The sequence below is a fragment of the Streptomyces sp. NPDC087263 genome (assembly GCF_044744645.1).
Classification (GTDB): domain Bacteria; phylum Actinomycetota; class Actinomycetes; order Streptomycetales; family Streptomycetaceae; genus Streptomyces.
In genome coordinates, this window is sequence record NZ_JBIUYT010000001.1 from 759,213 (window position 1) to 779,659 (window position 20,447).

Here is a 20,447-nt window from a genome sequence, read left to right on the forward strand (position 1 = left end):
CCGGCAAAGGCGCCACCTCACGGCCGACGCCCCCACTCCCTCCAGTCACCCGTTCACACCCCCGCCCCGCCTTCTTCGGGTTCTTTTCCGCAGCGCCCCACCCATACCCCGGTGACCTGCCTGAATGTCATCGATCCCACCCATCCGGGCCACGCGCCTGACACCCGTTCACATCATTTCTGACGCTTCATCAGGAAGCGCGTCCGGCCATGTGCCACTTACCTCGTAAGGGCAGGGGCACGACCGACGCAGCGGCACTTGGGGGTGTCGCCGGCCGCGCCCCCTCGGAGGAGCAAGCAACGATGCGACGCACAGTCCGTCTGGTGACCGGTACCGCACTCGCCGTCGCCGCCGCGGGCCTCGCCGCCGCGCCCGCGTACGGCGGGGACTCGGGCAGCCTGGAGATCTATCCGTCCACCGTCGTCCCCGGCGGTGACGTCACGGTGAACACGGCGGCGTGCGGCGCGGACGGCACGGCGGCGGGCGACGCCAGCGCGGTGGGCGCGGGCTTGTTCTCGCTGGCGCCCAGCGCGCACGAGCAGGACGCGATCGGGCAGTTCCGGGTGCCGCCGAGCGCGCAGCCGGGGACGTACGAGATCGTCGCGAAGTGCCCCGGCGGCCGGCAGGTCACCGGCGACCTGATGGTGACCCTGACGTCCACGCGCCAACAGATCAATCCGCGCGGACATGTGAAGACGGGGGTCGGCGGCGCACTCGGCCCCGACCCCGTGCAGACCTCGGCGGGAGTGGCGGCCCTGGCCGTCGCCGCCGCGGGCGGTACCTGGCTCCTGCATCGCCGGGCGAGAGGCGACGGGATCTGACGGACACCCTCCGCTGTCCGTCGACCGGTACCGCAGTCTCCCTCCCCCTCCGTGGCCCGACACCCCTCGCGGCCCGGAGGGGAGGGGGACCAATCCCAACCCCGGACCCCCGGCCCCTGGAGAGGCCGGGCCCCCGAGAGAGGAGCTCACGTGCGCCGCCGGGTCAGCAACATCGCGATAGCCTCCGTCACCGCGGTCGCCCTCTGCTCCGGCGCCTGGCTGCTGCGCAGCGGCGCCGAGACGCACGCGCCGCCCCAGCCGTCGGCCGCGCAGGCGGGTGCCAAGGAGCCGGCCGGGAGATCACCGGCGGCGCGCGCGCTGCCCCACTCCCCGCCCGACCGCATCCGCATCCCCTCGATCCACGTGAACGCCCCCCTGATGGGCCTCGGCCTCACCCCGCAGGGCAGCCTGGACGTCCCGCCCGCCGCGAAGAAGAACCTCGCCGGCTGGTACGAGGCGGGCACCACCCCCGGCGAGACGGGCACCGCCATCGTCGCCGGACATGTCGACAACGCCGAGGGTCCCGCCGTCTTCTACGACCTCGGCGCCCTCAAGAAGGGCAGCCGCATCGACGTGGAGCGCCGCGACAGCCGTACGGCCGTCTTCACCGTCGACGCCGTCGAGGTGTACGACGCCGACGACTTCCCCGACGAGAAGGTCTACGGCGCCGCACACCGCCCCGAGCTCCGCGTCATCACCTGCGGCGGCGGGTATGCGAAGTCGACGGGATACCAGGGGAACGTGGTCGTCTTCGCCCATCTGACCGGCAGCCGCTGAGCCGACTCACGCTCACGCGATCCACTGCTCGTACGCCATGTTGGCCACCAGTGCGAACACCACCGTCAGCAGCACGACCCGTACGAACCCGCTTCCCTTCTTGAGCGCGGTGTGCGCCCCGACCATCCCGCCCACCAGGTTGAAGACGGCCATCAGCGCGGCCAGTTGCCAGAACACCGTGCCCTTCCAGGCGAAGGTCGCGAGGGCGCCCGCGTTGGTACAGCAGTTGACGATCTTGGCGGTGGCCGAGGCGGTCACCAGGTCGAGGTGGAGGAGCGCGGTGAGGGCGAGCACGAGGAAAGTACCCGTGCCGGGGCCGATGAGCCCGTCGTAGAAGCCGATGCCCAGGCCCGCGAGTCCGATCGCGGCGACGACGCGGCGCGGCGGGACCGGGGCGGTCGAGGGCGCCCTACCGAAGGTGGGCCTGAAGATGACGAAGGCACCGACGCCGACCAGGACGACCATGACGACGGGCTTCAGTACGTCGGTGCTCATGCCCGCCGCGACGAAAGCCCCCGCCGTCGAACCCGCCAGCGCCGCGAGCCCGATCCGTACGGCCGTGCCCACGTCCACGGGCGCCTTGCGCGCGTACGTCACCGCCGCGCCCGTCGTCCCGACGATCGCGACCGCCTTGTTCGTCCCCAGCGCGTACGCGGCCGAGGTGCCGCCCGGCAGCCCGAGCAGCATCGCCGGGAGCAGCAGCAGCCCGCCGCCGCCCACCACCGCGTCGATCCAGCCGGCCGCGAGCGAGGCGAGGCAGAGGGCAACGACCGTGGTCAGCGATATGTCGGGCATGATCGCGACCCTATGGACGGGATAGATGTGCCGTCCATGGGTCTCGGCAAGCTTGAGGGACTTCTGAGCTTCGGCACCCGGGAGGCATGAGGGACCTCGGAGCTTCGACACCGGGAAGCACGGGGTCTCCTCAGCCTCGGCCCGCGGGCCCCCGAGTCCTCACAACCGGGTCCGGCCCTCGCTGAGCGCAGCGTTCCCCCCGGGAAACAGCCGGGATGCGGCCGGGTAACACCGGCCCCGCACGCTGCGGTCATGACCTCGAATACGCGTGTGGTGGTGATCGGCGCCGGACCCGCGGGCGTACGGCTCGCTCGGCGGCCGGTCGAGCTCGGCACCGACGACGGAGGCTCCTGATGCACACGGACACGACGAAGGCGGCGAAGGCGGCGAAGGCGATCGACGGGAACGGGTCCACCTCCGGACACGCCCTCGCGACCGACGGGAACGGGCCCGCGTCCGCCGTCGCGACCGACGGAAACGGCCCCGCGCCCGCCTCCACGCCCGCGCACACCATCGTGCTAGTCGGTCACGGCATGGTCGGTCAGCGTTTCCTCGAAGCGTTGGCCGAGCGCGGTGTGACGGCCACGCACCGTGTGGTCGTGCTGTGCGAGGAGCCCCGCCCGGCGTACGACCGGGTCCAGCTCACCTCGTACTTCTCGGGCCGGACTCCGGACGAACTCTCGCTCACGGACCGCGAGTTCCTCACCGAGCACGGGATCGAGCTGCACCTCGGCGACCCGGCCGAGACGATCGACCGGGCGACGCGGACGGTAACGGCCCGCTCCGGCCGGGTGGTTGCGTACGACACCCTCGTCCTCGCCACCGGCTCCTACCCCTTCGTCCCGCCCGTCCCGGGCAAGGACGCCGAGGGCTGCTTCGTCTACCGCACGATCGAGGACCTGCTCGCCATCGAGGAGTACGCGAAGGCGCGCGCCACCACGGGCGCCGTCGTGGGCGGCGGGCTGCTTGGCCTCGAGGCCGCCGGTGCGCTGAAGGGGCTCGGACTGGCCACGCACATCGTGGAGTTCGCGCCGCGCCTGATGCCGGTGCAGGTCGACGACGGCGGCGGCGCGGCGCTGCTGCGCACCATCGAGGACATGGGCCTGACCGTGCACACGGGCACCGGTACGCAGGAGATCGTCGTCGGCGACGACGGCGCGGTCACCGGCATGAAGCTGTCCGACGGTTCCCAACTCGCCGCGGATCTGGTGGTGTTCTCGGCCGGTGTGCGCCCGCGCGACCAATTGGCCCGCGACACCGGGCTCACGGTCGGTGCGCGCGGCGGCATCGCGGTCGACGAGCAGTGCCGCACCTCGGACCCGCGGGTGTTCGCGATCGGCGAGTGCGCGCTGGCGTCGGACGGCCGGGTGTACGGGCTGGTCGCGCCGGGCTACGAGATGGCCGCGACGGCCGCGGCCACCATCGCCGCGGACGAGTCGAGCTTCACCGGCGCCGACCTCTCCACCAAGCTCAAGCTCCTCGGCGTCGACGTCGCGTCCTTCGGCGACGCGCACGGCGCCACCGCTGACTGCCTCGACGTCGTGTACTCCGACGCACGCTCCGGCACGTACAAGAAGCTGGTCATCGGCCGCGGCGGCGAGCTTCTCGGCGGGATCCTGGTCGGCGACGCCGACGCGTACGGCACGCTGCGCGCCTTCACGGGTTCCGTCCCGCCGGTCTCCCCCGAGCAGTTGGTCCTCCCGGCGGGCGCGGGCGCCCCGGTCGCCCTCGGCCCCTCCGCGCTTCCCGACTCCGCGGTCATCTGCTCCTGCCACAACATCAGCAAGGGCACGATCCGCGGTGCGGTCACCGAGCACTCCTGCGCGACCGTGCCCGAGGTCAAGAAGTGCACCAAGGCCGGTACGGGCTGCGGGAGTTGCGTGAAGGTCCTCGGGCAGCTCGTCAATGACGAGCTGGCGGCGAGCGGCGTCGAGATCGACCACGGTCTGTGCGGCTGCTTCGGGCAGACGCGCGAGCAGTTGTACGAGATCGTCCTCTCGCTCCGGATCACCTCGCACCAGGTCCTGCTCGACCGCTACGGCCGCGAGGGCGCCCGGGGCGGCGACGGCTGCGAGATCTGCAAGCCCACCGTCGCCTCCATCATCGCCTCCCTCGCCCCCACGATCGGGGCGGACAGTTATGTCCTGGCGGGCGAACAGGCCGCGCTCCAGGACACCAACGACCACTTCCTCGCCAACCTCCAGAAGAACGGCTCCTATTCGATCGTGCCGCGCATCCCCGGCGGCGAGATCACCCCGGAGAAACTGATCGTGATCGGCGAGGTGGCACGGGACTTCGGCCTCTACACCAAGATCACCGGCGGTCAGCGCATCGACATGTTCGGCGCGCGGGTGGAGCAACTCCCGTTGATCTGGGCCCGGTTGGTGGACGCGGGCTTCGAGTCCGGGCACGCGTACGGGAAGTCGCTGCGCACGGTGAAGTCCTGTGTGGGCCGGACGTGGTGCCGCTATGGCGTCCAGGACTCCGTCCGCATGGCCATCGACCTGGAGTTGCGCTACCGGGGGCTGCGTTCCCCGCACAAGCTCAAGTCGGCCGTCTCCGGGTGCGCCCGCGAGTGCGCCGAGGCCCAGTCCAAGGACTTCGGCATCATCGCCACCGCCGGCGGCTGGAACCTGTACGTCGGCGGCAACGGCGGCGCCACCCCGCGCCACGCGGACCTCCTCGCGCAGGACCTGTCCGACGCCGAACTCATCCGCCTCATCGACCGGTTCCTGATGTTCTACATCCGCACCGCCGACCGGCTGGAGCGCACCTCCACCTGGCTGGAGCGGATCCCGGGCGGCCTGGAGCACGTGCGCGAGGTGGTGGTGGACGACTCGCTGGGCATCTGCGAGGAGCTGGAGTCGCTGATGGCCGCGCATGTGGCGGGCTACCGCGACGAGTGGGCCGAGACCGTCAACGACCCGGAGAAACTGGCCCGGTTCGTGTCCTTCGTGAACGCCCCGGACTCCCCCGACCCGGTCGTCGGTTTCGTCCCCGAGCGCGACCAGATCAAGCCCGACCTGCCGCTGCTGACCATCGGCACGCGCCCTCTGGAAGGAAGCGCCCAGCGATGACCCCGGCCCCCGAGACGACGGCCCTCAAGGTCCAACTCCTCCTGGAGAGCGGCTGGTTCACGGTCTGCGACCTGACCCTGCTGACCCCGGGCCGTGGAGTCGCCGCGCTTCTGCCCGACGGCTGCCAGGTGGCGGTGTTCCGCGACCGCGCGGGCCGCACGTACGCCATCGACAACCGCGACCCGTTCACCGGCGCGGCCGTCCTCTCCCGCGGCCTCACCGGCACCCACCAGGGCCGGACCTTCGTCGCCTCGCCGCTCCTGAAGCAGCGGTTCGACCTGGCGTCGGGGCGGTGCCTGGACGATCCGGAGGTGTCGGTGGCGGTGTACGAGGTGCGCGCGGCCTGAGTTTCCTGACGTGCGCACGACCTGGGACTTCTGGACGTATGTGCGGCCCGAGACTTTCTTGGCGTACGCACCGCCCGGGTTTTCTTGACGTCCATGCCCGAACTTTCTTGACCGACCGTTCTTGATTGACCTACGGTCTTCAGGTGGCCAGAACCAAGGAGTTCGATCCGGACGCCGCGCTACAGTCAGCCCTGGAGCTGTTCTGGCGGCGCGGCTACGAGGCGACGTCGATGACGGACCTCGTCGAGCACCTCGGGGTCGGGCGGGCCAGTCTCTACGCGACGTTCGGGAACAAGCACGAGCTGTACCTGAAGGCGTTCGACCGGTACTGCGAGGGCCGCGACACGCTCCTGCTGCGGGAGCTGTCCAGTCCGGGGCCCGCCCTGCCCGCCGTACGGTCCGTCATCCGAAGGTTCGCGGACGAGGCGGCCGAAGAGCGGCGACTGAGCGGCTGTTTCGTCACCAACACGGCCACCGAGCTGGCACCGCACGACCCGGCGGCGGCCCGCCGCGTCGAACAGCGCTGGGACTACGTCGAGACCCTGCTGCACTCGTCGCTGACCCGCGCACAGGCGCAGGGCGAGCTCCGCGAGGACCGTGATCCGCGCATGCTCGCCCGCATGCTGCTGGTCGTGATGCAGGGACTACGGGTCGTCGGCAAGGCGTCGTCGGACCCGGCACGCGTCCGGGACGCCGCGGAGCAGGCCTTGGCACTGCTCGACTGACCCACTTTCCCGGCTCGACGACCCGCATTCCCGAAGGGCTGCGATTCCGCACTCCGTCGCCCCTCCCTCACCTCCCCATACTGAACCGATCGGTCAAGAAAAGAGGACCTGTGTCTACTCGCTTCTCCGGCAGGACCGCCCTCGTCACCGGCGCCGGGTCCGGCATCGGACGCGCCATCGCCCTCGCGTTCGCCGCCGAGGGTGCCCAAGTCGTCGTCGCAGGGCGGCGACGGGATCCACTGGACGAGACGGTCGCTCTGATCGAGGGACTGGGTGGCAAGGCGCTCGCGGTGACCGCCGACGTCTCACGCGCCGCCGACGCCGACGCGCTGGTCGCCGCCACGGTGGACCACTTCGGCTCACTCGACGTGGCGGTCAACAACGCGGGCATCTTCCGGGGCGGGCAGCCGCTGGCCGACCTCCCGGAGGCCGACTGGCGCACCCAGTTGGACATCAACGTCAGCGGCGTCTTCCTGGCACTCCAGGCCCAGATCCGCCGGATGCGAACCCAGTCGTCCGGCGGCGCGATCGTGAACCTCTCCTCCACCTTCGGCCTGCACAAGACCGTCGCCGGGGCCACCGCCTACTCCACGTCCAAGGCCGCCGTGACCGCACTCAGCCGCGGTGCGGCCCTGGACCACATTCGCGACGGCGTCCGCATCAACGTGGTCAGCCCCGGTGCCACCGACACCCCGATGTCGCTGGGCCCCGGCGAGACGGTGGCCGGACGCACCGAGCGCGCGAAGGCGACGCTCCCACTCGGCCGGATCTCCGCCACCGGGGAAGTCGCCGCCGCCGTCCTGTACTTGGCGTCCGACGACGCGGCGTCGGTCGTCGGCACCGACCTGGTGGTCGACAGCGGCGGGTCGCTCTGAGTGGACCCAGGTGTGGGTCGCTCTGAGCGGACCCACACCTCACCACCGCAGAACGACGAAGCCGACCGCGGGGCCGGTACTGCCGACCACCCGTCGGCGGAACCGCCATCCGCCAAGCGCCCCCCGCCGGTCATGAATTGTCCATGACACATCAACTCTTTGCCTCTAGGGTCCAACAGCGCACGACCCCGCCATCGACCGGCGGCGGGGCGGTCACGGCCCTCTGGAGCGAGAGTGGAACGTCGTACCCTTCTGCGTGCAGCCGTCCTCGGTGGTTCGTCCGCCGTCCTGGGCGGAACCCTGTGGCGCGGCGCCGCCTACGCCGCACCTGCCCAGCCCGGCACCGGCCCCTACGGAGCGCTCGGCGCGGCCGATGCCAACGGCATCCAACTGCCGGCCGGATTCACCAGCCGGGTGATCGCCCGTTCCGGGCAGACAGTGCCCGGCACCTCGTACACCTGGCACAGCGCCCCGGACGGCGGCGCCTGTTACGCCGACGGCACGGGCTGGATCTACGTCTCCAACTCGGAGATCAACCCGTCGGGCGGGGTGAGCGCGGTGAAGTTCTCGGCCACCGGCGCGATCACCGCGGCGTACCGCATCCTCGCCAACACCCAGCAGAACTGCGCGGGTGGCAAGACCCCGTGGAACACCTGGCTGTCCTGCGAGGAGGTGTCCCTCGGCACTGTCTACGAGACCGACCCGTGGGGCGTGAACGCGGCGGTGCAGCGGACGGCGCTCGGCCGCTTCAAGCACGAGGCCGCCGCGGCCGACCCGGTGCGCCAGGTGATCTACCTGACCGAGGACGAGACGAACGGCTGCCTCTACCGCTTCGTCCCGACGACCTGGGGCAACCTGTCCTCCGGCACCCTCCAGGTGCTCGTCGCGGGCACGGCCACCTCCGGCTCCTTCACCTGGACGAACATCCCCGACCCGGACGGCTCCCCGACGACCACCCGCACCCAGGTCTCCGCGGCCAAGAAGTTCAACGGCGGCGAGGGCTGCCACTACGCCGACAACACGGTCTGGTTCACCACCAAGGGCGACAACCGCGTCTGGCAGCTCAACCTGGCAAGCAGCACGTACGAGTTGGCATACGACGACTCCCTCGTGACGTCCGGCACGGCCCCGCTGACCGGCGTCGACAACATCACCGGCACCGCCTCCGGTGACCTCTTCGTCGCGGAGGACGGCGGCAACATGGAGATCTGCGTGATCACGCCCAACGACGTGATCGCCCCGTTCCTGCGCGTCGGCGGCCAGTCGCTCTCGGAGATCACGGGCCCGGCCTTCTCACCCGACGGCAGGCGGCTGTACTTCTCCAGCCAGCGCGGCACCAGCGGCAGTTCCTCGGGCGGGATCACGTACGAGGTGACGGGGCCGTTCCGGTCGTAACCACCCCGAGAGAGGTGTGGGTGGGACATATGGCGACCTCGACCGGACTTCATGAGGCTCACAGAGTGCACTGCTTTCCTGTGCTCGCCATGTCCCACCCCCACTCTCCCCGGAGTCCTCGCGCCATGCCTCGGAACCAACCCGCCCCCACCCGCCGCTCGTTCCTCGGCGGTGCCGCTCTCACCACCCTCGCGCTCGCGGCCGGCGCCGGAACGGCGAACGCCTCGTCCGCGCCCCGGACGTCCTCCTCGCCCACCGAGATCCCGCTCCCGAACGGCTTCCTCCCCGAGGGAATCGCCATCGGCGCCCAGCCGTACGCCTACTTCGGCTCCCGCGCGAACGGCGCCGTGTACCGTGCCGACCTGCGCACCGGCGAGGGCGCCGTCCTCTACGCGGGCGCGACCGGCACGATCACCAACGGGCTGAAGCTGGACGACCACGACGGCCTGCTGTACCTCTCGTCGGGATCCGCCGGGGGCGCCGCGAGAGTCGTCGACTCCCGCACGGGCCGCCTGCTGACCACCTACCAACTGACCGATCCGACGGGCCACTTCATCAACGACGTCGCCCTGCTCGGCGACCATGCCTGGTTCACCGACTCCTACGGCGCCGTCCTCTACGGCGTGCCGCGCGGCGGCACGGGAGCCGTCCGTGAGCTGCCGATCGGCGGCGCCTGGGTCCAGTCGGCCACGGGTATCAGCGCCAACGGCATCGTCGACACCCCCGACGGCAAGGCCCTGATCGTCGTCAACGGCGGCAAGCTCTACAACGTGCCGCTCGCGACCGGCACAGCCACCGAGATCACGCTGAGCGGCACCACCGCCCTCACCAACGGCGACGGCCTCCTGCGGATCAACCACACGCTGTACGTCGTACAGAACCGCCTCAACCAGGTCAGCGTCCTCACCCTCGACGCCAAGGCCACCACCGCCACCCTGACCCGCACGATCACCGACCCGCGCTTCAACATCCCCACCACCGCCGCCACCTTCGGCGGCCTCCTCTACGTCACCAACGCCCAACTGGGCCTTCCCACCACGCCGGACACACCGTTCAACGCGGTCGCGGTCGCCCTCTGACCCACCGCGGCAACTCCTGAAGCGCACACGGGCCGAGCAGGTCGACCGTCAGCCCTCGTAGGCGTAGTCGGCGCCGAGCTCCCGCATGTACCCGGCCAGCGCCCGCAGGCCGTCGGCGCCGAGTCGTCGGGCCACGAGCGCGTCGAACTCGGCGACGAAGACGGCGAGTCCCTGTTCGGCCTGTGCGCGGCCGGTCGGCGTGAGCACGGCGTTGATGACCCGTCGGTCGGACGTGGAGGGCTGCCGTTCGATGAGTCCGGCCTGCTCAAGGCGGTCGGCGAGCTTGGTGAAGCCACCGCTGGACAACGAGATGGTCCGGGACAACCTGGTCAGCGACACGGGCTGATCGCCGGCCCGTAGCAGCCGGACCAGGACATCGAAGGAGCGTCCCGGCACCCCGGTCACCGCCTCGACCTTCGCGATGAGGTCCCGCGATACACGGTTGTACGTGAGAACGATGGTGGTCCACGCCTCGACGAGTTCCTCGGACGACGGACTCTCGCCGGGGTCGCTCGGCGGGAGTTCGGGCTGGAGTGGAGACGCGACGGATGCCATGCCTCATGGTACCGATCGGCATGATTCTTGCTGGAAAAAAGCTTCCCAGCTAGCCTCTTCCCAGGAAGGTAAATTGGCTTTGCATTCCACCCACGCGGGCTTGGATCGGCCCTCTCCCCTTATCCAGGCCGACGCCAGATTCCGCACCCCACGGGCCGGTCAGGCGACCGGCCAAGAAGCCGGAGTCGACAATGTCCACCCCTCCCCCACGCTTCAACGCCGCGGCCACACTGTGGGCCATCACCCTCGTCATCGGCCTCGGCCTGGTCGCCAACGGCATCGTTCCCAGCATAGGGATACTGGTGATCGTCCCCCAGGTCCTCTTCGCGCTGCTCCACGGCGCCCGGCGCTACGGCTGGCGCGCGATCTGGGTCTTCGTCGCCGCAGGCCTCCTGATCAGCAACTTCCTGGAAAATCTCGCCATCGAGGTCGGCTTCCCGTTCGGCAACTACCACTACACCGGAGGCGGCAAGCTCCTTCAGGTGCCCTGGTTCATAGGCCCGGCCTACCTGGCCACCGGCTACCTCGCCTGGATCGTCGCCACCGTGCTGCTCGGCGACGTACGCCGCAACTCGTCCTGGCTGACCACCATCGGAACCCCTGTCGTCGCCGCGTTCGCCATGACCGCCTGGGACCTGTCGCTCGACCCCAGGTCCGCGACCATCAAGCAGACGTGGATCTGGGAGCACGGCGGCGGCTACTTCGGCGTACCCCTGGGCAACTTCCTGGGCTGGACCTTCACCGTCTACCTCTTCATGCAGGTCTTCGCCCTCTACCTGCGCAGCCGGGGTCCGCTGCCCATCGCCGAACCGCGCGAGACCACCACCAGTGACCTTCAGGGTGTGCTGCTCTACCTGCTGACCACGGTCTCCTTCTTCACCAGGCTCTTCACCGGCGAGCACACGACCGTCACCGACGCTTCGGGCACCACCTGGCAGACCGCCGACATCTATGAGACATCGGCCCTGGTCACGGTCTACGGCATGTGCTTCATCGCCCTCCTGGCCCTGCTCCGGATCGCCCAACGGCACACCCCGACACCGGCGCCGACCCCACCGGTGGACGAACGGACCGACCGCGAGAGTCTGCACCCGGCCGCATAGCGCCCGGCGACCACGCGAAGGAGGGGCTGCACCCCCGCACAGGGTGCAGCCCCTCCTTCGTGCGCCGGGACCGTTGTCGGGTCGGTGAGGGTCGAGGTGACCCGACAGTGGTCCCGGGGGTTCAGGGGGTCAGCGGTGGTCGCTGCCCGATGATGACGACGCCGCGCGGCCCGCCTCCAGGCGGGCCACCGGGATCCGGAACGGGGAGCAGGAGACGTAGTCGAGTCCTACCTCGTGGAAGAAGTGGACGGACTCGGGGTCGCCGCCGTGTTCGCCGCAGACGCCGAGTTTCAGGTCGGGGCGGGTCGCGCGGCCGGCGACGGCGGCATCGCGTACGAGCTTGCCGACGCCGTCGCGGTCGATGGTCTCGAAGGGGGAGACGCCGAAGATGCCCTTCTCCAGGTAGGCCGTGAAGAAGGAGGCCTCCACGTCGTCGCGGGAGAAGCCCCAGACCGTCTGGGTGAGGTCGTTCGTGCCGAAGGAGAAGAACTCGGCCGCCTCGGCGATCTGCCCGGCCGTCAGCGCGGCGCGCGGGAGTTCGATCATCGTGCCGATGGCGAGCTTGAGTTCGGTGCCCGTCACGGCCTGGACCTCGGCGATGACCTGGTCGGCCTCGTCGCGGACGATCTCCAGTTCCTGGACGGTGCCGACGAGCGGGATCATGATCTCGGCGCGCGGGTCGGCCTTGGCGTTCTTGCGCTCGGCGACGGCCTCGGCGATCGCCCGTACCTGCATGGTGAAGAGGCCGGGGATGACCAGGCCGAGGCGTACGCCGCGCAGGCCCAGCATCGGGTTCTGCTCGTGCAGGCGGTGCACGGCCTGGAGGAGGCGCAGGTCGTTCTCGTTGGAGTCCTTGCGGGACTCCGCGAGGGCCACCCGGACCGACAGCTCGGTGATGTCCGGCAGGAACTCGTGCAGCGGCGGGTCGAGGAGCCGGACCGTCACCGGCAGGCCGTCCATCGCCTCGAACAGCTCGATGAAGTCCTGCTTCTGGAGCGGCAACAGCTCCTTGAGCGACTCCTCGCGCTCCGCGTCCGTGTCGGCCAGGATCAGCCGCTCCACGAGCTCGCGGCGGTCGCCGAGGAACATGTGCTCGGTACGGCACAGGCCGATGCCCTGAGCGCCGAAGCGACGGGCCCGCAGCGCGTCCTCGGCGTTGTCCGCGTTGGCCCGCACCCGCAGCCGACGGACGCGGTCCGCGTACGCCATGATCCGGTGCACGGCGGCGACCAGTTCGTCGGCGTCGTCGGCGCCCGCGTGCATCCGGCCCTCGAAGTACTCGACGACCGGTGACGGGACGACCGGGACCTCGCCCAAGTACACCTTGCCCGTCGAGCCGTCGATCGAGACGACGTCGCCCTCTTCGACCACGACACCGCCCGGCGAGGTCAACCGCCGCCGCTTGGTGTCGACTTCGAGCTCCTCGGCGCCGCACACACACGTCTTGCCCATGCCACGCGCGACCACGGCCGCGTGGGAGGTCTTGCCGCCACGGCTGGTCAGGATGCCCTCGGCCGCGATCATCCCGTCGAGGTCGTCCGGGTTCGTCTCACGGCGGATCAGGATGACCTTCTCGCCCGAACGCGACCACTTGATCGCGGTGTACGAGTCGAAGACCGCCTTGCCGACCGCCGCACCCGGCGAGGCGGCGATGCCCCGGCCGATCTGATCGACCTTCGCCTGGTCGTCGAAGCGCGGGAACATCAGTTGTGCGAGCTGCGCGCCCGTCACCCGCTGAAGCGCCTCCGCCTCGTCGATCAGACCCTGGTCGACGAGCTGCGTGGCGATACGGAAGGCCGCGCCCGCCGTGCGCTTGCCGACGCGCGTCTGGAGCATCCACAACTGCCCGCGCTCGATGGTGAACTCGATGTCGCAGAGGTCCTTGTAGTGGTTCTCCAGGGTCTTCATGATCTGCATGAGCTGGTCGTACGACTTCTTGTCGATCTGCTCCAGCTCGGCGAGCGGGACCGTGTTGCGGATGCCCGCGACGACGTCCTCGCCCTGCGCGTTCTGGAGGTAGTCGCCGTACACGCCCTGGTGGCCGGAGGCCGGGTCACGGGTGAAGGCGACTCCGGTGCCCGAGTCGGGGCCGAGGTTGCCGAAGACCATCGAGCAGACGTTGACCGCCGTACCGAGGTCGTGCGGGATGCGCTCCTGGCGGCGGTAGAGCTTGGCGCGGTCGGTGTTCCAGGAGTCGAAGACCGCGTGGATGGCTAGGTCCATCTGCTCGCGCGGGTCCTGCGGGAAGTCCCGCCCGGCCTCGGTCTTGACGATCTTCTTGAACTTCGTGACCAGCTTCTTCAGGTCGGCCGCTTCGAGGTCCGTGTCGACGGTCACCTTCTTGGCCGCCTTCGCCGCCTCCAGCGCGTCCTCGAAGAGCTCGCCTTCGACGCCGAGGACCGTCTTGCCGAACATCTGGATGAGACGGCGGTACGAGTCCCACGCGAAGCGCTCGTCACCGGCCTGCTTGGCGAGGCCCTGCACCGACTTGTCGGAGAGCCCGATGTTCAGGACGGTGTCCATCATGCCGGGCATGGAGAACTTCGCCCCGGAACGGACGGATACGAGCAGGGGGTTATCGGCCTGCCCGAGGGTCTTGCCCATCCGCTGCTCCAGCGCGTCGAGGTGCGCACTCACCTCGTCACGCAGTGCCGCCGGCTCCTCGCCGCTGTCGAGGTAGGTCTTGCAGGCCTCGGTGGAGATCGTGAAGCCCGGAGGGACGGGAAGACCCAGGTTGGTCATCTCGGCGAGGTTCGCCCCCTTGCCGCCGAGGAGGTCCTTGAGGTCCTTGTTGCCCTCGGTGAAGTCATAAACGAACTTCACCCCCTCGACCGCACTCTCAGCTACGTGGGGATCTTTGTTTTCCGACACGAGTCTCGACTCCTCGACGTCGCGGTGGCTGCCCTGACGACGGGGAACATACCCAGATCGAAGGCGTCTGGGTACGTCCACTTGTGCGTCATGTGCCTGTAACCACTCGTCCGCCACCAGATCGAAAGTCAAGGCTTGGCAAGCGATGAGGTGACGATGTTTTCACTTCTTGAACGCGCCGACCCTCACAGACCGGCCTATCCACTCATCTGAGCGGCCCGCGCTACGCCTGAGTTCAGTTGCTGAACGATCAAGGGGTGGCACTGAGTGCCACCCCTTGGAGAAGTGCAGCCGCTCATGATCCGCTCATCTGAGCCTACTCCCTATCAGGCGTGGCGAGAATCACGCCGGAACGAAGGCCGGATTTCACCATGCGGACCACGATGTGGACACGTCACACGGATGTCACACGACTCGATGAGCCGATGGATGTCACACGACTCCCCGAGCCGATGCCGATGCCCGAGTCCTAGCCGGAGCCCGAGCCGGTGCCGGAGCCCGAGCCGGTGCCGATGCCCTAGCCGGTGCCGGTGCCGGTGCCGGTCACGCGCCGGGCACCCAGCGGGTCACACCCCCAGCGCCGCCAGTCGCTCCTCGACCCGCTCCGGCGCGTACAGGTACTCCACGACCAGCGCCCCGGCCCCGACCAGACCGGCCCGCTCGCCGAGCCGCGAGGTCACCACGTCCAGATGAGCGGTGGAGCGGGGCAGCGCCCGCTGGTACAGCAGCTCGCGTACGCCCGTAAGGAAGGGAGTTCCGGCCAAATCTCCGGCAATCATCAGGACACCGGGGTTGAGCAGCGTCACCACGGTCGCCAGTACGTCACCCACCTGGCGCCCCGCCTCCCGAGCGAGCGCCATCGCCTCCGGGTGCCCGGACGTCAGCAGATCCCGCACATCCGATCCCGAGGCGGCCGCCACCCCGGACTCGACAAGCCGGCGCGCCACCGCACCGCCACTGGCCACCGCGGCCAGACAGCCCCGTGATCCACACCGGCACAGCACGTCGGCGCCCACCCGGATGTGCCCGATATCACCGGCGCCGCCGTCGATCCCCCGGTAGATGGTGCCGCCGACGACCATTCCCGCGCCGATACCGGTGGAGACCTTGACCAGCGCGAACGCCGAACAGTCCGGGTAGCCGGTGCGCTGCTCCCCGTACGCCATGAGGTTGGCGTCGTTGTCGACGAGTACGGGGACGCCGGGCCTGGCGCCCGCGTGATGGGCGAACGCGCGGCCCAGCCGGCCTCTTATGTCGTAACCGTCCCAGCCCGGCATGATCGGCGGCTGCACGACCCGGCCGGTGTCGCTGTCGACCGGACCCGGCACCGCGAGTCCGATGCCGCACACGGCCTCAGCGGGTTTTCCGGCCTTCACCAGCAGGTCGGCGAACCAGCGGCCGAGCTCGCCGAGGACCGCTTCCGGGCCCTCGTCGATGACCAGGAGTCCCGACTGCTCGGCCAGGATCTCGCCGGTCAGGGTGAGGACGGCCGCCCGGCCGTGCCGGGTGTCGAGGTCGGCGGCGAGGACGACGGCATGGGCGTCGTCGAATTCGAGAGTGATGGAGGGGCGCCCGCCCAGCGGTGAGTCCACCGGGCCGCCGGCGCCCTCGCGCAGCCAGCCCGCGCGGAAGAGCCGGTCGAGGCGCTGGCCGACCGTGGCCCGGGACAGACCGGTGGCCTGTTGCAGCGCCCCGCGGGTCGTGGCGCGTCCGCTTCGCACCAGTTCGAGCAGCTCTCCGGCGGTTGCCTGATTCCCTGCCCTCATGGTCCTGTCCGCCCTTCCTGACATGCCCACCCTCTTGCGTTCCTCAACTCTGCATTACATATTGAGTTTTGCGTGTTAAATAGACGTAACCCTACGGTAGCTACAGCCGAACTGGTCGGCAGGATGTCTTCCGGGAGACCTGAGTGGACCGCACAACCCAGCTCACCGCCTTGCGCACGGGAATCACCACCTCCGTACGCACCTCAGGCACACCCCTGGCCGCCTCGGGACCACCCTCCTCGCCCGGTCGGGCCGAGGTGACCCGTACCGGAACACTTGTATACGATCCTGCCGAGACGGCGGGTTCGCTGCACCTCAGGGCGGCCCGGGTGCTGAACGGCAACTGGACGGGAACGTCCACCGTGCCCTCGCGCGGTCTGTACCCGCACCAGTGGTCCTGGGACTCCGCCTTCATCTCCATCGGGCTGCGCCACCTGTCCCCCCTTCGGGCGCAGACGGAGCTGGAGACACTGCTCGGCGCACAGTGGGGCGACGGCCGGATCCCGCACATCGTCTTCAACCCCTCCGTGCCGCTCGACGCGTACTTCCCGAGCCCCGACTTCTGGCGCTCCTCGACCGCGGGGGCCGCCGCGGGCGCCCCGCGCACCGTACAGACCTCCGGCATCGTGCAGCCACCGGTGCACGCGCTCGCCGCGTGGCTGGTGCACCAGGCCGACCCTGGCCTCTCACGGGCCCGCGGTTTCCTCTCCCGTGTCTATCCGCGCCTGGCGGCCTGGCACCGCTATCTGCTGCACCGCCGGGACCTGGGCGGCGGGGGTCTGGCCTCGGTGGTCCACCCCTGGGAGCAGGGCATGGACAACAGCCCCTGCTGGGACGCCCCGCTGAGCCGGATCACCCCGGCCCCGGCCCGCTCCTTCCGCCGCGCCGACCTCGACCACGGGGCCGCCGAGGACCGGCCGACGGATCTGGACTACGGGCGCTATGTGCGACTGGCCACGGACTACCGGGACGGCGGGTACGACGACGGCGGCGGCGAGTTCGCGGTCGAGGACCCCTCCTTCAACGCACTGCTGATCGCCTCCGAGTACGCCCTCGCCCACATCGCACAGGAACTGGGCGCGGCCGGAACCGCCCGGCACGCCCGCGCGGAGCGCCTCACGGCGGCGCTGGTGGAGCGGCTGTGGGACCCGGCGGAGGGGATGTTCTTCTGCCGGGACGTGTACGCCCGTGGTGCGGGCCAGGGCGCACAGCGGGACGGGTGTGCCGGGGAGCTGATCCCCGAGCGCAGTGTCTCCGGCCTGATCCCGCTTCTCCTCCCCGCGCTGCCCCGCGACATCGTCGCGACCCTCGTGCGCACCGCGAGCGGGTCGCACTTCGGGCTCGGTGACGCCACACAGCTCGTGCCGAGTTACGACCTGACCGGGGACGCATTCGATCCGCACCGTTACTGGCGCGGTCCCGCCTGGTTCAACACCAACTGGCTGCTGGAGCGCGGCCTGCGGCTGCACGGCGAGCAGACGCGCGCGGACGGCCTGCGGGCAGCGCTGCTCGACACCGCCGGGGAGTCCGGGTTCGCGGAGTACGTGGACCCCTACACCCGCGAGGCCTGCGGAGCACTCGGCTTCAGCTGGACGGCCGCGCTGACGCTGGACCTGCTGCACTCACCGACGGGGGCGGACCAGTTCGCGTCCCACCCGGGACACGAGACGTTCGACAGGGCACACAGCGCGAGCACCTACGGGAACGCGCGCGCATACGCATTCGAGACGGGCGCCAAGGGAGGGGACCGGGGATGACGGACCGGCATCATCTGCTTGTGCACGGTGGGACGTTCGCCGCCGTGGACGACGGTGGGGACATCAGCGGGGTGCGGGGCGGCAGCTCCCCGGACGGCTTATTCGTGCGCGACGCACGGCACTTGAGCCGCTGGCAGCTGACCCTGGACGGCGCGGTGCCCGAGGCACTCACGCCGGTCGCGGACGGCGACACGGCGCGCTGTGTGCTCGTACCCCGCGGCGGCCGCAACGAGCCGCCCGCGTACACGGTCTTCCGTGAACAGGCCGTCGCCGAGGGCGGGTTCGTGGAGGCGCTGCGGGTCACCAGCAACCGCCCGGCGCCCACGACGGTCCGCGTCGCGGTCACCGCGGACGCCGACTTCACGGACCAGTTCGAGCTGCGCTCCGACTACCGCACATACGCCAAGACGGGCGTCGTCCGCTCCCGCCAAGTCCTCGACAACGGCGTGGAGTTCGGCTATCAGCGCGGTGAATGGCGATCCTGTACGACGGTCACCTCCGAGCCCGCCCCGGATGGCGTGGAGGAGACGGGCACGGGCGCCCGTCGCCTCGTATGGACCCTGGAACTCGAACCGCACGGCAGCGCGGAGCTGTCACTGCGGGTCGCGGCGCGTCCGCACGGCGCCGCACACGAGCCCGACGTACCGCTGTCCCCCGCCGCCGCGAACGACCAACTCCTCGCCCTCGAAGGGGAGTTCACGGAAGGCGTGCCCTTCCCGACCGGCTGGCCGGAGCTGGCCGCGGCCTGCGCGCGCGGCCTGTCCGACCTGGCCGCGCTCCAGGTTCCGGCCCGCGGCCCGGACGGCGAGGAACTGCGCGTCCCGGCCGCCGGAGTGCCGTGGTTCCTGGCCCTGTTGGGCCGTGACGCGCTCCTGACCTCCCTCTTCGCGCTCCCCTACCGCCCCCAGCTCGCCGCCGCCACGCTGCCCGCACTCGCCGCGACGCAGGCGACCGAGGTGGGCGCGGAGGCGGTGTCCCAGCCCGGCAAGATCGTGCACGAGGTGCGGCACGGGGAGTTGGCACACTTCGGGCAGGTGCCGTACGGGCGCTACTACGGTTCGGTGGACGCGACGCCGCTGTTCCTGGTGCTGCTCGGCGCCTACACCGAGCAGACCGGCGATGTGAGCGTGGCCCGCCGCCTCGAGGCCAACGCCCGTGCGGCGATCGGCTGGATGCTGGACCACGGCGGGCTGACCTCACGCGGCTATCTCGTCTACCGCGCGGACGGCGGCGGCCTCGCCAACCAGAACTGGAAGGACTCCCCCGGCGCCATCTGCTCGGCCGACGGCGGCCGCCCCTCCGGCCCGGTGATGGCGGCGGGCGCGCAAGGCTACGCATACGACGCGCTGCGCCGCACCGCGCACCTGTCCCGCACGGTCTGGGACGACGAGGTCTACGCGGCCCTCCTCGAACAGGCCGCCGGTGACCTCCGGGACCGCTTCCAGCGGGACTTCTGGATGCCCGAACACTCCTTCCCCGCCCTGGCGTTGGACGGTGACGGCCGCCACGTGGACGCCCTCGCCTCCGACGCGGGCCACCTGCTGTGGTCGGGCCTGCTCGACAAGGAGTACGGCGAGCTGGTCGGCCGGCGCCTCCTGGAACCCGACTTCTTCTCCGGCTGGGGCGTCCGCACCCTCGCCTCCGGGCAGGCGGCGTACCACCCGCTCTCGTACCACCGCGGCTCGGTCTGGCCGCACGACAACGCCCTGATCGCCCTGGGCCTGGCGAGGTACGGCCTGCACGACGAGGCCCGTACCGTCGCCCACGCCCTGGTCGACGCCGCCACGGCCGCCGGCCACCGCCTCCCCGAGGTCATCGCGGGCTACGGCCGCGGCACCCACAGTGAGCCGGTGCCCTACCCGCACGCATGCGTACGGGAGTCGAGGTCGGCGGCGGCACCGCTGGCGTTGCTGACGGCGGTGGGGGGAGCTTAGGCCTACAGCCCTAATCGCCGGATTCAGTCAGCTCGCCGAGCTCGGTGAAAAGGGTCAGCTGAAGGGCTCCCGGTGCTTCCAGCCGGGAGTTCAGCGAGTTCCAGGGGGTGCGCATCGGCTCCGCGATCACCTCAGCCCCGGCCGCCGCCAGCCTCGCCGTGGTGGCGGCGGAGTCGTCCACCTGGAAGGCGACGCGCACATGGCCGGCCACCCGCCGCCCGACCTCGACCTCGTCGATGAAGGCGGCGTGGTTCGGGTCGGTCAGCTCCAGGGTGGCCCGGCCGGCGTCGAGGATGGTGACCCGCCCGTCGGGCGAGGAGAACGCCCCGCGCTCGGTCAGGCCGAGGACGTCGCGGTAGAAGTGCAGCGCCGCGTCGTAGTCGGCCGCCGTGACGACGAGGCGGAGTTCACGGACGGCGGGTTCGGCGGCAACGGGCTTTTCCTCAGCACCGGGCTTTCCGTCAGCACCGGGCTTTCCGTCGGCGTCGGACATGGCGGCTCCTTGGGGATCGCGAGTACGAGCGAGTACGAGCTGGTCAACCGACCCGTCTAGCGGGCGATTCCCCTTGC

General features: G+C 70.4%; 16 protein-coding genes. 11 read left to right on the forward strand and 5 right to left on the reverse strand.

The genetic code is table 11. The features are described from left to right. Positions 1-302: 302 nt before the first annotated feature. Both ACIPC1_RS03390 and ACIPC1_RS03395 read left to right on the forward strand, forming a co-directional pair. Positions 303-821: a hypothetical protein gene (locus ACIPC1_RS03390; protein WP_402512831.1), complete on the forward strand. Its 519-nt coding sequence runs from the start codon at positions 303-305 to the stop codon at positions 819-821. A 150-nt stretch (positions 822-971) separates the two neighbouring features. Continuing rightward, positions 972-1,598 carry a class F sortase gene (locus ACIPC1_RS03395; protein WP_402512832.1) on the forward strand — a complete coding sequence of 209 codons (627 nt, stop codon included), beginning with the start codon at positions 972-974 and terminating at the stop codon, positions 1,596-1,598. Positions 1,599-1,610: 12 nt separating this feature from the next. On the opposite strand, the gene ACIPC1_RS03400 is transcribed toward ACIPC1_RS03395, so the two are convergent. Beyond that, positions 1,611-2,393: a sulfite exporter TauE/SafE family protein gene (locus ACIPC1_RS03400; RefSeq protein ID WP_402512833.1), complete on the reverse strand. Its 783-nt coding sequence runs from the start codon at positions 2,391-2,393 to the stop codon at positions 1,611-1,613. Between the two features lie 533 nt (positions 2,394-2,926). On the opposite strand from ACIPC1_RS03400, the gene nirB reads away from it, so the two are divergent. The 6 genes from nirB (at position 2,927) to ACIPC1_RS03430 (ending at position 9,891) form a co-directional block, all read left to right on the forward strand. Beyond that, on the forward strand, positions 2,927-5,470 hold the full coding sequence (gene nirB, locus ACIPC1_RS03405; protein WP_402513392.1) for a nitrite reductase large subunit NirB: 2,544 nt from the start codon (positions 2,927-2,929) through the stop codon (positions 5,468-5,470). Next, entirely contained in the window at positions 5,467-5,817 is a 351-nt protein-coding gene (nirD, locus tag ACIPC1_RS03410) for a nitrite reductase small subunit NirD (protein WP_402512834.1), read from the forward strand. Before nirB ends, nirD begins: the two co-directional genes overlap by 4 nt. Before the next feature lie 143 nt (positions 5,818-5,960). Next, positions 5,961-6,542, forward strand: a complete 582-nt coding sequence (locus ACIPC1_RS03415; protein WP_402512836.1) for a TetR/AcrR family transcriptional regulator — start codon at positions 5,961-5,963, stop codon at positions 6,540-6,542. A 110-nt stretch (positions 6,543-6,652) separates the two neighbouring features. Continuing rightward, on the forward strand, positions 6,653-7,417 hold the full coding sequence (locus ACIPC1_RS03420; protein WP_402512838.1) for an SDR family NAD(P)-dependent oxidoreductase: 765 nt from the start codon (positions 6,653-6,655) through the stop codon (positions 7,415-7,417). Between the two features lie 234 nt (positions 7,418-7,651). Beyond that, positions 7,652-8,812, forward strand: a complete 1,161-nt coding sequence (locus ACIPC1_RS03425) for an alkaline phosphatase PhoX (RefSeq protein ID WP_402512840.1) — start codon at positions 7,652-7,654, stop codon at positions 8,810-8,812. A 125-nt stretch (positions 8,813-8,937) separates the two neighbouring features. Then, positions 8,938-9,891, forward strand: coding sequence for an SMP-30/gluconolactonase/LRE family protein (locus tag ACIPC1_RS03430; protein ID WP_402512841.1), 954 nt, complete (start codon positions 8,938-8,940; stop codon positions 9,889-9,891). 48 nt (positions 9,892-9,939) lie between these two features. Here ACIPC1_RS03430 and ACIPC1_RS03435 read toward each other — a convergent pair whose 3' ends face one another. Beyond that, positions 9,940-10,446: a MarR family winged helix-turn-helix transcriptional regulator gene (locus tag ACIPC1_RS03435; RefSeq protein ID WP_402512843.1), complete on the reverse strand. Its 507-nt coding sequence runs from the start codon at positions 10,444-10,446 to the stop codon at positions 9,940-9,942. A 191-nt stretch (positions 10,447-10,637) separates the two neighbouring features. On the opposite strand from ACIPC1_RS03435, the gene ACIPC1_RS03440 reads away from it, so the two are divergent. After that, positions 10,638-11,549, forward strand: a complete 912-nt coding sequence (locus ACIPC1_RS03440) for a carotenoid biosynthesis protein (protein WP_402512845.1) — start codon at positions 10,638-10,640, stop codon at positions 11,547-11,549. Positions 11,550-11,678: 129 nt separating this feature from the next. Here ACIPC1_RS03440 and ppdK read toward each other — a convergent pair whose 3' ends face one another. Both ppdK and ACIPC1_RS03450 read right to left on the reverse strand, forming a co-directional pair. Beyond that, a complete protein-coding gene (gene ppdK / locus ACIPC1_RS03445) occupies positions 11,679-14,420 on the reverse strand; it encodes a pyruvate, phosphate dikinase (protein ID WP_402512846.1) in 2,742 nt (913 codons plus the stop codon). A 566-nt stretch (positions 14,421-14,986) separates the two neighbouring features. Beyond that, the gene (locus tag ACIPC1_RS03450) at positions 14,987-16,186 is read right to left on the reverse strand and encodes an ROK family protein (RefSeq protein WP_402512848.1); all 1,200 of its coding nucleotides are present in this window, start codon (positions 16,184-16,186) and stop codon (positions 14,987-14,989) included. 257 nt (positions 16,187-16,443) lie between these two features. Between ACIPC1_RS03450 and ACIPC1_RS03455 the strand changes: the two genes are divergently transcribed. Both ACIPC1_RS03455 and ACIPC1_RS03460 read left to right on the forward strand, forming a co-directional pair. Next, positions 16,444-17,943 (forward strand): MGH1-like glycoside hydrolase domain-containing protein, encoded by a 1,500-nt coding sequence (locus tag ACIPC1_RS03455; protein WP_402513394.1) that lies wholly within the window; start codon positions 16,444-16,446, stop codon positions 17,941-17,943. Next, positions 17,940-19,877, forward strand: coding sequence for a glycogen debranching N-terminal domain-containing protein (locus tag ACIPC1_RS03460; RefSeq protein WP_402512850.1), 1,938 nt, complete (start codon positions 17,940-17,942; stop codon positions 19,875-19,877). Before ACIPC1_RS03455 ends, ACIPC1_RS03460 begins: the two co-directional genes overlap by 4 nt. A gap of 10 nt (positions 19,878-19,887) precedes the next feature. On the opposite strand, the gene ACIPC1_RS03465 is transcribed toward ACIPC1_RS03460, so the two are convergent. Continuing rightward, entirely contained in the window at positions 19,888-20,370 is a 483-nt protein-coding gene (locus tag ACIPC1_RS03465) for a VOC family protein (protein ID WP_402512851.1), read from the reverse strand. Positions 20,371-20,447 lie beyond the last annotated feature (77 nt).